This is a genomic window from Acidiferrobacter sp. SPIII_3, from assembly GCF_003184265.1.
GTDB lineage: Bacteria > Pseudomonadota > Gammaproteobacteria > Acidiferrobacterales > Acidiferrobacteraceae > Acidiferrobacter.
The window spans coordinates 1468510-1483637 of the sequence record NZ_CP027663.1; the positions used below are offsets into that span (position 1 = coordinate 1468510).

The 15128-nt window shown below is 60.9% G+C and carries 14 protein-coding genes and 4 pseudogenes; 10 read left to right on the forward strand and 8 right to left on the reverse strand.

Annotation, left to right across the window (positions count from 1 at the left end; all coding sequences use genetic code 11):
* Positions 1-31: 31 nt before the first annotated feature.
* The 3 genes and pseudogenes from C4901_RS07345 to mobF form a co-directional block, all read right to left on the reverse strand.
* The gene (locus tag C4901_RS07345) at positions 32-733 is read right to left on the reverse strand and encodes a hypothetical protein (RefSeq protein WP_110136767.1); all 702 of its coding nucleotides are present in this window, start codon (positions 731-733) and stop codon (positions 32-34) included.
* Between the two features lie 104 nt (positions 734-837).
* A complete protein-coding gene (locus C4901_RS07350; protein ID WP_370445975.1) occupies positions 838-2883 on the reverse strand; it encodes an AAA family ATPase in 2046 nt (681 codons plus the stop codon).
* 225 nt (positions 2884-3108) lie between these two features.
* Positions 3109-3941, reverse strand: a pseudogene (gene mobF, locus C4901_RS18515) (MobF family relaxase); the annotation flags it as partial.
* A gap of 537 nt (positions 3942-4478) precedes the next feature.
* Between mobF and C4901_RS07365 the strand changes: the two are divergent.
* From C4901_RS07365 to C4901_RS07385, 5 genes are all read left to right on the forward strand, one after another.
* A complete protein-coding gene (locus C4901_RS07365; RefSeq protein ID WP_110136771.1) occupies positions 4479-4826 on the forward strand; it encodes a hypothetical protein in 348 nt (115 codons plus the stop codon).
* A gap of 81 nt (positions 4827-4907) precedes the next feature.
* Positions 4908-5633: a hypothetical protein gene (locus C4901_RS07370; protein ID WP_110136772.1), complete on the forward strand. Its 726-nt coding sequence runs from the start codon at positions 4908-4910 to the stop codon at positions 5631-5633.
* A 70-nt stretch (positions 5634-5703) separates the two neighbouring features.
* Positions 5704-6414, forward strand: coding sequence for a hypothetical protein (locus tag C4901_RS07375; protein ID WP_110136773.1), 711 nt, complete (start codon positions 5704-5706; stop codon positions 6412-6414).
* A 29-nt stretch (positions 6415-6443) separates the two neighbouring features.
* Positions 6444-7625, forward strand: coding sequence for a hypothetical protein (locus tag C4901_RS17265; protein ID WP_145960652.1), 1182 nt, complete (start codon positions 6444-6446; stop codon positions 7623-7625).
* A 458-nt stretch (positions 7626-8083) separates the two neighbouring features.
* Entirely contained in the window at positions 8084-8419 is a 336-nt protein-coding gene (locus tag C4901_RS07385) for a hypothetical protein (protein ID WP_145960653.1), read from the forward strand.
* Here C4901_RS07385 and C4901_RS07390 read toward each other — a convergent pair.
* The 5 genes and pseudogenes from C4901_RS07390 to C4901_RS07410 all read right to left on the reverse strand — a co-directional run bounded on the left by C4901_RS07390 (position 8397) and on the right by C4901_RS07410 (position 11466).
* A pseudogene (locus C4901_RS07390) lies at positions 8397-8874 on the reverse strand (type II toxin-antitoxin system MqsA family antitoxin). The gene C4901_RS07385 and the pseudogene C4901_RS07390 sit on opposite strands and share 23 nt — an antisense overlap.
* Before the next feature lie 2 nt (positions 8875-8876).
* A complete protein-coding gene (locus C4901_RS07395; protein ID WP_110138568.1) occupies positions 8877-9173 on the reverse strand; it encodes a type II toxin-antitoxin system MqsR family toxin in 297 nt (98 codons plus the stop codon).
* A gap of 803 nt (positions 9174-9976) precedes the next feature.
* A complete protein-coding gene (locus C4901_RS07400) occupies positions 9977-10270 on the reverse strand; it encodes a hypothetical protein (RefSeq protein ID WP_145960654.1) in 294 nt (97 codons plus the stop codon).
* 323 nt (positions 10271-10593) lie between these two features.
* Complete coding sequence (locus C4901_RS07405) at positions 10594-10971, reverse strand: hypothetical protein (protein ID WP_145960655.1); 378 nt, start codon at positions 10969-10971, stop codon at positions 10594-10596.
* Positions 10972-11115: 144 nt separating this feature from the next.
* Positions 11116-11466, reverse strand: coding sequence for a hypothetical protein (locus tag C4901_RS07410; protein ID WP_110136778.1), 351 nt, complete (start codon positions 11464-11466; stop codon positions 11116-11118).
* A 1134-nt stretch (positions 11467-12600) separates the two neighbouring features.
* On the opposite strand from C4901_RS07410, the gene C4901_RS17270 reads away from it, so the two are divergent.
* The 5 genes and pseudogenes from C4901_RS17270 to C4901_RS19290 all read left to right on the forward strand — a co-directional run.
* Positions 12601-12897 carry a hypothetical protein gene (locus C4901_RS17270; RefSeq protein ID WP_145960656.1) on the forward strand — a complete coding sequence of 99 codons (297 nt, stop codon included), beginning with the start codon at positions 12601-12603 and terminating at the stop codon, positions 12895-12897.
* The gene (locus C4901_RS07420) at positions 12848-13333 is read left to right on the forward strand and encodes a site-specific integrase (RefSeq protein WP_205736263.1); all 486 of its coding nucleotides are present in this window, start codon (positions 12848-12850) and stop codon (positions 13331-13333) included. The genes C4901_RS17270 and C4901_RS07420 overlap by 50 nt, the downstream gene beginning before the upstream one ends.
* 3 nt (positions 13334-13336) lie before the next feature.
* Entirely contained in the window at positions 13337-13525 is a 189-nt protein-coding gene (locus C4901_RS07425) for a hypothetical protein (RefSeq protein ID WP_110136781.1), read from the forward strand.
* A gap of 463 nt (positions 13526-13988) precedes the next feature.
* Positions 13989-14732, forward strand: a pseudogene (locus tag C4901_RS07430) (transposase); the annotation flags it as partial.
* A gap of 34 nt (positions 14733-14766) precedes the next feature.
* Positions 14767-15046, forward strand: a pseudogene (locus C4901_RS19290) (DEAD/DEAH box helicase family protein); the annotation flags it as partial.
* Positions 15047-15128: the final 82 nt, after the last annotated feature.

A 15128-nucleotide genomic window follows, 5' to 3' on the forward strand; every position in this document is an offset into this window, starting at 1 on the left:
GTGGTGGGGTGGCCGTTCTGCTTCCTGGTGGTTAGAAAGTGCGTGCCATGGTCAGAGCGACCCCGCTGCACCGGAAGGTCGCGCCCCGGACCGGGATCGCGGTCCGCGAGTAGGACAGGGCCGCCACGGTGTGGGGTGTTACCCGGTAACGAATCCCCGCACCAAACAAGGTGGCGAAGGGGCTACGTCCGCCGCCGGCGGAGGAGGCCGGGAGGCCCGTCACCGAGCCCCCGATCCCTGCCCCGATACCCGCATGCGCGGCTAAGGCCCAGCGTGGGTTGAGCGCGACCCGCGCCCGCAGGCCCGCGAACGCGTACCCCATCACCACCCCGCGCGGCGGGAGATCGGTGATGGTAGTGGCCGGGGTAATGACCCCCGTGGTGGGGTTGACCGCATAGGTGATGGCGCTCGAGGTCGCCCCGCCAAGGGAGGCCAGGTCGATCATCCCCGCGGACAAGTAGGGGCTCAGGGTCGCCCGGGGGGAGGCCGTGGCGCGGATCCGAAGGGCTTCCAGGCTTGCCCCGCCACTTCGGGCATACGACACCCCTGCACGGATCCCGACCCCGTGGTACTGCCCGCCCACTCCGAGCGTGAGGCCGGGCATGTTGGCGGCTGCGCCGGCCATGCCCACGTGCGTTTCAGAGATCCCAAAGCGCAGGGTGCCGGGGGAGTTGTGGGCCAGGGCGACGGACGGGGCCAGGGCCAGGCCAAGAATTGCAATACGCTTAATCATGTGAACTCCTTTATATAAGGGGCCGGGATTGGCCCCGTGCTATTAGCTGCGCGCGCGGAAATTCAAAGCGCCCATCGGGAGGCTGTCTCTCAAACGGTTCCAGTTCATCGCTCGATCTCCATTTCTTGGCGGGCTTGCTCAATCTCCAAAGGGCGGGCGTCGCGGGCGCGGGCCAGGTCGCCGTGGTGGCCGAGTTCGGCTTGGGCTTCCCGGCGTAGGGCTTGGATGGTGTCCAGGTCGGGGGCTTGGGTGGTCTTGGTGGCGGCCATGGCGGTTTCGTGGACGGCCCACTTTTCCATGGCTTTCCCTACCTTTTCGGGGTCGTCGGTCAAAATGCGTAGACTGGTTTTTTCACGAGTGCAAGCCACACCCGCTAACTGCGAGATGGACTCCTGCCCCACGCTTTCAACCGCGTAGATCGCCCCGCCCTTGGTCATGCCCTGGGCCTTGTGGACCGTGCGGCAATAGCCGTAGTCGAGGGGGTAGTTTTGGTCCTTTTGCAGGGTGACTTCGCGCCCGTCCTCCATCCGCGCAACCGGACCATCGGGAGAAAGGCGAACGACCTTAGCGTCCGCGCCGTTCTCAATGCGGTCAGGAGTGTCACGCAGACCTGCGCTGTCCCTGAAGTTAATTTCGTCACCGGGTGACAACCAGATTTCCCGTGATGCGTAAACCTTGGGAGATTTGGCAGTCGAGGGGTTCCAGTGCTTTTGTTCCCCAGCGTCGTTCTCTAAAATGACGCGGCCCCGCTCAACACCTTTCACTTGCCAGTCCACGTCGCGCCTTGCCTCACCCCGACCTTCGCTCATGCGAACAATAAGGTCAGAGCGGTCTTGGTAAGACTCAGTTCGAGATAAGGCCTCTTTGGTCATGCTCACTTTATCTAGCGCGCGGATGGTGACAGACTCGGACCCGATCTCGCCGCGCTCTTTAAGTCCGGCGCGAACCTGGGTGTTGATCGCCGAGCGCAGTTTGTTCGTACTGGTCATCAGGACCGTATCGGCACGTTCATCGGGAGAGAGCGAGAGATAAGAGGAAGCGGTCTCGCGGACAAGTGCCGCCTGCCGGACCTCGCGTGGAATCTTTGGCGGCTTAACCTTCTGCTGCGGGTCCTTATCCTTGCCACGACCCTCGTCAAACCCCAAAACCTTCTCGGTGTTGGCGTCGAGATATTCCCGCACCTCTTGAAAAGACAAATCTCCTGCGTCCTCCAATCCGACCCGCTCTGCCAGAGCGATCATGGCATCCGTCGGCTTCAGTTCCCCCGCTTCACTTTGCGTTTGCGACTCAGAGACCCTCTCTTGATCGGGCGTTTTGCCGACCGCCCGCCAGTCCGCGTCCGTCACAGTGACGGACTGCATGTACTCCTGGGCAATGGCGACGGCGGCCTTGGCGTCTCCATCGGCCCACACCTGGGCCATCTGTTTAAGGCGTGGATCGGACTGGCGTTGCACTTCACTAATTTTGGCGAACTGAACGGCACGCGCCTCCATCATTTGTTGATAGGGAGCGCCAGCGCCTACACTGCGAAGCTGTTGGGGATCGCCCACGAGGACGAGGCGCCCGCCTTCGCGGTCAAGCTTTTGCAGCACGCGATCCATATCTTCTGCCCCGACCATGGCCGCCTCATCCATGACGATAAGGCGGTTCTCGTTTATTTTGATGCTGCCGTTAGATTGCATTTCCGGTTTCGTTTGAAGCCACGAGGCTATTGTCATAAGCTCATCGGGCTTCGCGTCCGCAAGTTCTTTTTTGGCCTTCGTAGTAGGCGTCATGCCGATGGTATGAAACCCCGAGGCCTTGGCTTGCGCGATAATGGGACGGACGGCGCCCGTCGTTTTACCGACGCCCCAGGCACCGACGATACCGGTCACGCGGTCCTGGGTTGTGAGCGCCAGGGTGATCGCTTCGCGTTGACCTTCAGACAGGTGGTAGCCCTGAGCGGTTTCGGTTTTTTCGATCAAGGCTTTCGTGTCGTGGGTGGAAAGGATCGCGGGCACCTGATCGCGTCCGGATTGAACGCGCGCCAGTATCTCCTGCTCGCGGTACAGCGTGTCGCGGGTCGTGAGCTTGCCGCCACCCACGTCGATCAGTCCGGCCGCCTTGTCGTCGATCGCCTGGTCAATCTCCGAAAGAGTGGTGCCGCCCATTCCCGCGCGCAGGGCTTCGAGGCGGGTGGCGTGTTTTCCAAAGACCGATTCACGCTCGCCTAGGTGGCGTGCGGCGGCCTTGATGGCCTCATCGGTCAGGTTGGCGGATTCGATAGGGCCGCGGGCGCGGGCCTGGGCCACAACGGCGTCCAGGTCGAGCCCCGCGGCACGGATGCGCTCGCGCCACTCCCACCGCTGCTCGTTCTGCCCGACCTGCGCTTTGCCGCCACGCGTAGCAAGGCACGCGGACTCTTTCTCTGCGTCGGTCGCGGTTTCGGGGTCAATGCCACGCCCGCGCATCCAGGCGTCCATTTGGGTCGAGCGGCGGGAGAAGTCGTCTATGACGTTTTGGGGGACGCAGAGAGCTCCCAGCCGTCGCGAGTCTGGCGAATTTCGTACCCCAAAGCTTGGGCGCGCTTAGCCAAAAAGGCTTTTTGGGCAAAGTCCGCGATTTTGGCCAGCTCCATCTGGCGGCCAAAGTCCAGATCCATGCGAACCCAGACCCCATCCGCGCGTTGAGTCATGTTACAGGCAAGCAGGTGGGAGTGAAGGTCCATGTCGGCGCTGCCATCCACCATTCTGGTGTCCTCATGGAGAAAGGAGGCGATCACCAGATTTTGTGTGTGCTCGACCTACGCCCCGCCATGCCCGTGGCGGAAGGTGGCGCACTCGGCCTCGATCACGCGGGCCGCGACCTTGACACTTTCATCCCAAAGGGCGATTAGGCGTGGATCGGCCTGGGCCATGATCGAGTAGGACTTGCTGGCGCTCAGGGTCAGGTCGGTGCCGCGGCGGGCGCTGGCGGCCTTGCCACCACGTTTGGTCAGATCCTCCCCGGTGGGAAGGCGCCCTTCCAAAAGTTCGATCAGGTCTTCTCGCCGGACTTCACCCCGCAGGCCCAGGGTGGCGGCGCCTGCGCCGAGCCACTGGCTGGGGGCCGCCTTGGCCTGGTAGTAGCCCGCGGATCGCGCGGCCTCCGCCTCACGTTTCTTGTGCTCAAAGTAGTCGACGATGCTGGCAGGGGACCGCGAGGATTTCAGGTGGTGGATACGAAGCATTTGTGGGGACTCCTTATATATGGACTCGCCTATTAGCTGCCGCGACGGAAATTCAGCCCCACCAATCACCCTCCTGGAGACCCAGGCCGGGGAGCGGGTGGCACCCCGCGCAGCGGGGAGTGAACCCGCCCATCCCCGGCCACTACCCCCGCGCCAGCGGGACGGGTGGCGGCGTCAGCCGCGGGAGAATGCCCGGGCTACCATCACGCCCACGGCAGCGGGGAGAGTTTTGGCCCCGCCAGGGACACGACCATCTTTAGGTGCGGATGTGTGATCTTTCAGCCCATCGCGAAGCGGTGGGCGTCATACCCATATTTGTCTGAATACGGTATCAACACCGTACCAAGACGGTATCAACACTGGCGGAACCGGAACGAGTTGAGGTGCTTATAGGGCATTCTTACGCCACAGTTGCGACAGAGTTGGGACAAGGTGGGGCGAGGGTGGCGAAAGTTGGTACCGAGTTGGGTTCCTATTGGGGCAATTTCCGCGCGTGCCGCTAGAGTAGGTAACGGCATCGCAAAAGAGGACCACAACATGACCATCCATGACCAAGCCACCCGATTGACCGCGCGCGTCGCACCCTATCTTGAGGCTATCGCCAAAGCCCGCGCGGCGGGGCTCACGTGGGCGGATATCGGCCACCTGTTTCAGGTCAAGGCGCGGCGCCTGCAATGGGCGGTGAAGCACTGTCGGTACACCGCGGAGCAAAAGCCCTTGCCGGAGCCCGCATCAACCGCCGCCAAGCCCGCACCACGCGCCAGCACACAGCCGGCGAAAGCGGCCCCCGCGGCACCACCCCTCCCCCCGCCTCCAGGGCAACGCCCCGTGGCCACGGATCAGATGTCGGAGCTCGACCGGATCCGGGCCGAGTTCGACCGATAGATCCCCTTCGGGGATAGGTAATTTCCGCGCGCGCAGCTAATAGCACGGGGCCAATCCCGGCCCCTTTGAGAGGAAACCAATATGACCGAAAACCCCAAACTTCTGATCTCCCATGGCGACAAGGGCGGCACCGGCAAGTCTATGGCCGCAGCCTTGGTACTCGACCACTTCTTGGCAACGGGCGCTCCTGTCCTATTGATCGAGGGCGATGCCGGGATCCCAGACCTTGCCTTGCGTTTTCGCGGGTCGGTGCCCGTGACGCTGGTCAATTTGAATCGGGCCGGCGACGCGGAGACCAGCTTCAACAAACTGGGCAATGTCCTGGAAGCCGCGGCGGCCGCTGGCCAGCATGTCGTAGTCAATATGCCCGCCGGTGCCGGGGACACGATCGACGAACTAGCCCCAGTGCTCTCTGAGATCGTCAGCGCGGTGGGGTATGAACTGGTCGTGACATTCAGTATCGGACCCCACCGCACGAGCACCGATGCGCTCCTGAAATCGCTGGATCGGGGGCTCCTATCCGTGGTGGATCCAACCCGCCGCTCGGTGCTCTTTCCGCTTTTCTTAGGGATCGCCGCGCAGTTTGATTGGAGCAAGTCACCCAGCCGCGCGGACTTTATGAGCGCGGGTGGCAAAGAGGCCGCCATTCCGGCCCTGCGCCCCGACGATCTGCGCGACAAGATCCTGGCCGCGCCGGGGGCATTCTCGGTCCTGGGTGAGGATAAAGCGGCGCTCACGATCACCGAGCGCGCGCTTTTTCGGCGCTGGCTGGCACTCGCGCATGCAGCGATCGCCTCAGTCGTTTAACCCCAAGGCCGGGGTACATTGCGGCCCGTATGGCCCATGATCCCCGGCCCTTCTTAACGAGGAACGGAATATGAGTAATGAGCATACGAACAGCAATGCCCGCGACGCGGCCTTGGGATCCTTACCCCCGGAACTGCGCGAGGCGCTCTTACGCAAGGCCTCCGACTTAGGCGTACACCGCGCGGATGATGTGGTCTGGGCCATGGTCGCCTCCGTGCTCGATGCGACGCTCGCAGCGCAGGTTGCGGGCCAGCACGTCAAGACGCTGGCCCTTGAAACGCAGAAGGTCCCGAACCTGATTTATCAGGGGACGATGAAGGCCGGTGCTGACCTCTCTGCCGCGGTTGCACAGGGGATAGAAAACAAGACCGCCGAGGCAGGCGCCGCGGTGGTCCAGGCGATCGGCGTCGCCGCCAGTCGAGGCGCCCAGGAATTGCAGCGCACGGCGGCAGGGTTGGACAAGCTCGGCCAGGAGAAAGGCGCGGCCTTTGTGGAACAGTGGAAAACGGACTTGGCCCGCGCCGTGGCTGCTCAGGCCAAGAGTTCGCTTGCGTGGCGGTTGGGAAAAGGGTACGGAATCGTCGCGGGCGCTTTGCTCATCATGATGCTGCTGGGTGCCGCCATCGCGGTGGGGGCCGGCGTGTTTGCCCATAAAATTATCGACTCACCCCACGCGCAGTGGCGGGGTCATGAAATCGTTTTCACATCGCCGCACGTGTACCACGTGCAGTGCCAGTGGGGGGTGTGTTTTTCCAGTCGGCCTGCGAGCCAAGGGGGATGAGATATGGATAAATGGTAGAATGTCACGTGATGAGCTTAACCACGTTCGTAAACCGACGCGACGTTGCCAAGAAACTACGGCGACTCCAGGAGCCGGCGCGCAGGCGCCGGGCAGTTGGTCGTGAGCGCAAAAAACGGATTACACTGACCGATGGCCAACGGATACCTATAAGAGTCGAGCCGCGCACCAAAAACTACTCTCTTGTTGGTGCGGCTTTCGACTACCTTCTCCGATTTGAACTCCAACGCCGCACGCCGCACGCCATATCGAGTCCCTGGGTGGCGCAATACGCAGCATATGCCGTAGAGAAGAGACTTGACCCGGAGAGCCCGTGGCGATCTTTATTCGGTTTTTTCGGCATTAACCGAGGTCCGTGGGCCAACCTTGACGCTCTTAAACGAGGGAACTGGATTGTGAGCGAAGGCCTTCCTCCTACCGGATTTCGCCCTCGAAACTCGCTACCCGCTCTACCGCAAGATCTTGCGGACTGCCTTGAGATCAAGGCCGGCATTATTATGGAGGTCCCTATCTGGCCAGGGGACCCGCGGACGCGCCGGATTATGCGACGCGCGACGCCTTTTGAATCTGGTGGACGCACCTGGATTAGGAAGAGCGAGATTATCCGCCGCGTCGGCGCCGCCCTGGCAAACGCAACGCGTGCCGTAGAGAGCTATTGTCAGATGAAAGACCCTACGCCAGACGAACAGGTAGCACTAGCGGCTCACGCTATCCGGCTGGCAAAGCTTGATCTAGTGCGCCGAATAGGGGAACTCATACCGGATTTTGAAGATGCTGACTCGAATGATGTTAAGGACCTAGTCGATCTCTTGGCCATCACGCCTTTTCCGGATCTCTTGCATGATACGACCTTGTTACTGAACCCGTCCTTTGGAGACGCCTCGCGTGCCGTGGGTGGCGCCGACGCAGATTTAATCGTGGGTGACATGTTGGTGGACATCAAGACGACCAAGGACGACGCGATTAAGCCCGAGCACCTTAACCAGCTCTTGGGGTATTTTCTGCTGGCCCGCCGGCACAGGGCCGCCGATCCCACGTTCCCTATCATCAACAGGATCGGGCTCTATTATTCGCGCTATGGTCATCTCCATTCCTTTGACGCGTCCTCCTGGACGGAGCATCCCGCATTCCCTGAGACGGAGCGCTGGTTTTTTGCGAAAATAGAAAAACTGAACCGTCGCTTCACACCGTAAAGGGGATATGCTTATGGATAAGCCGTGTTGCCCATGCTGCGGGGCCCCCATCGACCTCGCGGCATTCCGTTTTGCAACTGCACAACAACATCCGGGCGAGAGGCGCGGCCCGACTGAAATACTCAACAGGGACCCACGACTCGAGAGCAATGCGGGGACATTCAACCAATTCGTGCACTCGGCCCTCATGGCGCCCATCTTTGGCCTCACAAACGACCCCACTATCCCCGCAAGAGTCAGGGCGATATTCGATATAGCCGCGAACCTTGTGTTGTATAGCTGGTTCGTCCGCGAGTTCGCGGCCGTCGGCGTCCTCATGGGCTACGTTGCCCTGGAGGCTGGGCTACGAGGCGCGGACCAAAAGCGTACGCCATTTAGCGCACTCATAAAGGATCACGTTGATCATGAGGCTCTGACAAGCGCCATCATGAGGGAAAGCGTTGTCCGGATTTTCGAAGGTGAAAGCGGGAACCTTGGAGAATACACGGGTTGGCTTGTCCAACATCGCCTTGATGGATGGCAACGGCAAGTCGCCGAAGCTGCGCAACTTCTACACGGGTTGGCTTGTCCAACATCGCCTTGATGGATGGCAACGGCAAGTCGCCGAAGCTGCGCAACTTCGCAACGCCCTGGCGCATGGGAACGAGGAGCTTTTGAGCGCGGCCACCTTCGATGAGGCCGGCAGTCGGCTTCAATTCATCGGCGAGATGATTAACCGGGTCTGCGGAGGCGACTTTCTAAAACTCAAAAGCAGAGCGACCAAGGTAGCGTTCAGACGCCCCTCACCTCCATGAGAAGATCGGGGTGGCGATCCAGTACCCTAAGAAGTTTCACGAGGGCTAATGGCGGTCTCGTCTTACCGGTCTCGTAGCGCGAGAAAGCATTGACGCCCCCGCCGAAGATCTCGGCAGCCTCGCGATGGCGGTCTCGTCTTACCGGTCTCGTAGCGCGAGAAAGCATTGACGCCCCCGCCGAAGATCTCGGCAGCCTCGCGTTGATCAAGGGCGAGCTTCTTGCGCACATGGACAATGAAGGCGGGATCAACGACAGCGGCATTGACCTCCTTGGAAAACGCCCTCATCTCGCGCATGACGCGATCCGATTCGCCGGATTCGAGAATCGCCTCCCCGCATGCCGGACAGAACTCACCCGACACCGCCGGGATGGTAGTGGTCTCACCCTTGTAGGTGTAAGGCAGGTCACGGGTGTCAGGGATCAGTTCCGCACCGCCACATACGGGACATTTCATAATCACAACTCCTTAAACGATACGATCAACACATCGTCGATCACGATCAGTTTCAGATAGACATCACCTGCCGCCGTGTGGGGCCTGTACACATCCTGCCAGATCTTGTGGTCGGCATGTGTGGTCATGCTCTTATAGAAGTCTCCTGACTCCAGGGCCATCACGACCGCAATCATCCCCGCGAGGTCAAAACCCAAGGCCACGGCCCCCACCCGTGCCGTCTGCGTCGTGCGGATCATGCCGGCCTCGACCAAGGTCTTGACGACAGCCAGGGAGCTATGCGGGGTCCGTTTCTCCATGGCGGCATAATAACCTGATTGGTTATTTATGTACACCCGCGACCACCACGGCCCTTGCCACGTCCGCCCTCAGCCCCCCCTTTGGCGTCTCGCACCCAATCGCGCCGCCACGGGCCGCTCCGAGCGGCTGAGCGCGATTCTGTGCCCACTCCTCCAGACAGCGGGAAACACCGCGATGGCCGTCCATCCCCTGTCCGGCCAAGGGGGTTCCCCAAGATTCTCTCCCTGGATGGCAAGCGCCCCAGCGGGGCGCGCACGGAGCTGAGTGCTCAAGGGTTTATGTCGAGATTTTAGGTTATTTGATGGGGGGGGGCATTCGCCTGCTGCTCTGAGCGATTCTAGCTCAGAGCATTCTTCATACTTCTCCTTCTTCTCTCTTGTATTCTTATATTGCGGTCTCAACCGTCGACGGCTAGACCGCTGACGGCTTTCCCGACCACGGTCAACCCGACTACGGTACGAGTGCGTCACGAGACGCGTCATGAGTGCGTCACGTGACGCGTCACGCCATCGACACAAGATCACGTAACCAGTTGATTTGGCGTACTATTGGCAAAACGAAAGGGCGCAGATTTGGCGATTTTTGAACATGCTTACGCGCTACACCGTTCTCTGTTGCGCAATGATCGCGTCATCAAATCACAATCGACATAGCGATCGCTCGGGAAAAATGCCTTACGAATCAATGTTCCGCCAGGTTAGTCATGGGTTCTGTGACGCGTCATGAGTGCGTCACGTGACGCGTCACGCCAGTTGGCAAAAATAAAGGCCGCCGTAGCAGCCTTTTTAGGTGCGTTTTTTCGTCAGGGAGTGGGGTTAAAAATGATGCGCCAGACCCATCGGCCGCCGGGCCCGGTCGGGGATTTGGAGCGGTGGAGATAACCCGCGGCTTCCAGTTCCCGCGCGATCCGCAGCCATTTGTCCTGACCCACCCCCAACCGCTTTTTTAGAGAAAACACAGAGATCTGAAAGCCTGGCGCCATAGTGGCCAGCCATGCGGCCACGGCGCGGGTGTCCAGCCCCAGGCCCTCATCCTCCAGCAACCCGCGGGGCACGATTCCATACCGGTCGTTCTCTCCCAGGTCTCGCTCGATCACCCCTCCCTGGTGTGATATTTCGATTCGCTGATCGTGTACAAGCACTCGCTCTTCTCCTATCTGATTTGCCCGTCGCACAAAATGAGAGCGGAGAGCGGAAGGCCGGGGCGCGAACCCCGGCCTCCCCTTCACCACCGGGGCGCCGCGATGACCGCGATATCCTCGTCGCTCAGGGCCGCCAGCCACGCGGCCAGCATGCAGTCAAAATCGTGGGTTGTTGTTTTTGAGAACGAGGCGACCATACGGCCGGCTCCGTCTACCCGAATGTTAAATGTTGTACCTCCTGAATGGCCGCCCATGATGGGCGGCTTGTTTGAAATCGTTTACGCAGCCCAATCCAGTGCCATTTGCCCCTCGCACACCGGACGCACGCGCGGACGGCGCGGCCCCCGAACCTGGACCGCCCGCATTTTGCGAGGCGGGTGGTCGAGGTCGATGGGGTCTCCCAAAAGGTCGCGCGCGTCCGGCGCCACAGGCCATGCGGCCTGCAATGCCAATGCCCAGCCTTTTGGTTTGCGGCCGGCCCGGCTGGGCGGGCGGCGCGCCACGACCTCGGTCGTAATCGGGTCGTCCATGTGGCGCGCAACACTCGCCGCGTCCATCACCACCAGGCCCCGCGCAACTTTCCATAGTGATTTGATAATGTTGCGGGTCTGCCGGGGTGTGCGGTCGATCGCGGCGGCGATGTCGGCGACGCTCATCCCTCGCGCCAGCCCATTCAGCACATCCCGATTTTTCATGTCCGGAGCACTGAGGGCCAAAACGGCATTCCACTCATTCTTCCCCCATCGCGACTCCTCCGTGGCGCAATCCACCCATGAGGAGGCCAATGTCGTGTCCGCGTCCTAGTCCTGGTGGGGCTCGGGCGTCTCGCCGTCGGACTCACTGTCAGGAGAGTCGTCCAGGGTCAGCTCGCGTGGCTCGCCGTCGTCGCTGTTATTTTTATCCCCGTCGAACTCATCGAACAGGGGGCGCCCGTCCGTGTGGCACTCGCGGGCGTCGCGGTTTTTCTGATAACGGGCGGATCGGCCCGCGCTCAAAAAGCGACCAGCCGCCTCATCTAAAAAATGCACCCGCTGTTTGGTGGTGAGGGTCGCGAGCCATGCGCGCTGCGCGGGCAGGGACAGGCTGCCCCAGGGGGCGGGTGGGCGGCAGTCTGGGTCGGCGGTATTGGTGGAGCGGGTCTGGGTACGCATGGTCAGACCCCCCGACGCGTGGAGCGGGGGCGGCCCGGGCCGGGTGCCTGGGTGGTCAGGGCGTCTAAATACTTCGCCAGGGCCAAAATCGGGACCAGGCGCCGCCGCCCAATTTTTATAGTGGGAACCGGGAAAGTCCCCCCTGCAATTTCTTTACGGATGGTTTTAACCGACCCGGCCCGCACGCGCGCCACATCAGAAAGCGACGCAAAGGCTTGCCCGGGAAGAAGTTGCTGGAGTAATTCGAGATTTCGAGAAGTATTCATAGCTCTATCCTCTTTCGAGGACAGAACCAGCCTCTGGTGTAGCCAGGCTTTGCCAGTAGCCCTATCATTAATCCCCGGCCGTCCGTCCAGATGGCGGGGAAGGTCCGCGGGCGTCCAGCCGCGCGTGACAGTCCATTGTCGTGACGCTAGGGAGAATCCGTCTCCCTCGATCTCTGGACAACTATAGATGACCCCGGGCGGTGCGTCAAGCCCATGATTATACACACAAACATGGCGCGTTATGATTGTGGCCTGTGTCCACCTGTTGTCCACCGGAGAAAGGAAATAGGGGGGCATCCAGGGTCATCAGGAGGTGTGTTTTGCGAGGGATTTCAATGGGTTGTTGTGTAAGTGCTTGATCGAAAAGGGGCCGTTTGGCCCTTTCACGGCGGTAACAGGGGTTCGAATCCCCTTGGGGACGCCAATAAAATCAAGAACTTACGAGAAACTCTAACGCAATAACCCCACAGTTTGGTAACCTGAGTTATTAGAACGGTGGGCACTATGGCGTGCTTTCAAAAGCGGTCGGGCGCTTGGCGAGCCATCGTTAAGCGCAAGGGACACGAAACCCAAACCCGGACCTTCAACACAAAAGCTGAGGCCGAGGCATGGGCGTGCGTCATTGAGTCGGAGATCGCGCGGGGCGTCTTTGTCTCCCGCGCCGAGGCCGAAAACACGACCCTGGGCCAACTGCTTGACCGGTACCAGCGCGAGATCACGCCGCAGAAGCGCGGCGCGCGGATGGAGCAATCTCCATCTCAAAATCATCAGCGAGGATGCTGTAGCTCGCTGCGCCGTCGCCCATATCGCCGGTAAGGAACTGACGGCGTACAAGAATCGACGCCTCAGGGAGGTATCCGCCTCAACCTTGAACCGGGAACTCAATATCCTCTCGCACGTGTTTACCGTGGCCGCCCAGGAATGGCACATCCATCTACCGTGGGGTAATCCCGTGCGGCTCGTGAGCCGTCCGCGCGTCGATGACCGGGAACTCAATATCCTCTCGCACGTGTTTACCGTGGCCGCCCAGGAATGGCACATCCATCTACCGTGGGGTAATCCCGTGCGGCTCGTGAGCCGTCCGCGCGTCGATGATAAGCGGGAGCGCCGCCTCGTTGGCGACGAGCCAAGCCCGTCTCCTGGCGGCCGCTCAAAGCTATGGTAATGGCGAGATCGCCCTTGCCATCACGTGGGCGATAGAGACCGCCATGCGTCGGGGGGAGACCGTCGCCATGCGGTGGGAACACTGGGATCGTAAGGCGCGCGTTTTTCTGCTCACGGAGACCAAGAACGGGACGGCGCGGCGGGTACCACTGTCCACAGCCGCTATAGCGGTTCTGGAGGGCTTGCCCAAGCAGCTCGATGGCCGTGTTTTCGGTGTCCACTCGGCGTCTATAAGCCGCGCCTTTGCCGCAACCTGCAAAGCCGCTGGCATCGAGGGCCTGACCTTCCATGATCTGCGCCATGAGGCGACCTCGCGGCTCTTTGAGAAGGGATTGAACCCCATGGAGGTCGCGGCCATTACGGGACACAAGACCCTCCAGATGCTCAAGAGGTATACTCATTTGCGCGCCGAGGATCTGGTGGGGAGGTTAGGGTGATCCGTGAATGATGATCAGTTAAAATACATTGCTGGCGTGTTTAATCTGATGGCGTTTGCTGAGTTCGGTGCTTTCGGTTATGCCGCTATCAACGTGCACCCGGTGGGTTGGGTAAAATTGGCTCTTGCCGCCATCGGTTTTGTGAATCTACAATGGATTGCGGTATGGGTCCTTTCGTTCCTTGAAGGCTAAGAGGCCTCAATATGGGTGAATATTGGACGGCGTTTATTATTGTCATGGGCCTTGCGAACCTCGCGGGTTTTGGTGTGGTCTGGTACCTGAAACACGAACGGAAAGAAGGGCGCCACCGTCACGGATAAGCACGGGGCACAAGACCCTTGCAGACATTGCTGGCCGCACGGCCAGTGCTCAAGCGATTAAGGGGTTGTGGTAAACGGTATGAGGCTGCGATTAGTGTAAGGTGATCGTCGTCTAACCCGGCCTCTGTCTGCCATCCCCGCATACGCGGGGCATACTATGGCGCCCAGTTTCAGGCCGACGCGATCATTCTTTCATCCCCGCATAGGCCATTCGGCCTACAATGTACGCGGGGCACACCACCCTTTTGAAGGGCGCCGTCGAGTGAGTCGACGGTAGCAGCGGACAGGGGTTGCTAAGCGAAGACTACACCCGCCGCCCCACCGCCTTCAACAGCGCCCGCTTTCCCCCGGGCGATGTGATGCTCGCCGACGCGCTCTACTGCAACGACTTCTTGGTCGCGACCATGCTGGCAGCCGGTGTGGACGTGCTGTTTGAACAGAACGGTGCGCGCCATACGGACTTTCGGTGGGGCGTCTCGCTTGGGGCCCGTGATCACCTCGTCCGTTGGACGAAATCGAAGACCCGGCCCGAGTGGATGAGCGCAGAGCCATACGCGGAATTTCCCGACGCATTGACGGTACGGGAGGTCATGGTGGACGGCCAAATCCTGGTCACTACGCTGGTGAACCACCGCAACGTCAGAAAAGGCGCGCTTGATCAATTGTACGCGCAACGCTGGAACGTGGAGCTGGACCTGCGCCACATCAAGACCACGCTCGGCGTCGACGTCCTGCGCTGCCTCACGCCGCGGATGGTCGAGAAGGCGCTGTGGGTGCATCGGCTCGCCTACAACCTGATCCGTCTGCTGATGGCGCAAGCGGCACTCGATGCCGGCGTTCATCCGCGGCAACTGAGTTTCAAGCATACCGTGCCGTTGTGGACCGAATGGACCACGCACCGTGTCGATCTGGGCGCGGATCCGGATACTTTGTTCCGGCTCATCGCACAACTCACCGTCGGCCATCGGCCCGGACGAATCGAACCACGGGCGCGAAAACGAAGGCCCAAGCCTTGTCCTTGGCTGAAAATACCTCGCGCCGAGGTCCGTGAACAAGTACGCAGATATGGGCATTTGTAGTGCTACGGGTTTAAGTAAGTGCCATTCCCATTAAAGCGGCAAATCACTGCGCTACTACCAGGAGATCACCATCCACCGCGCCGTCCAGGCGGTGCTACAGGGCCGATGGCGCATTCGGCTCATGATGGCCACCGGCACCGGCAAGACGGTCGTGGCGTTTCAGATCTGCTGGAAGCTGTGGACGTCCCATTGGAATCGCGCGGGCGCGTTTCGCCGGCCGCGTCCTCTATCTGGCGGATCGGCACATCCTGATCAATGACCCCATGGCCCAAGACTCACGCCCTTCGGAGACGCGCTGGAAGATCGCGGGCGGTGTGGCCCGCACGGAGTGTCAACGCGCCAATCTCGTATCCGGCCCTGAAGTGTTACGATAGGCGTTGGCGAGGGGTGGTGCTT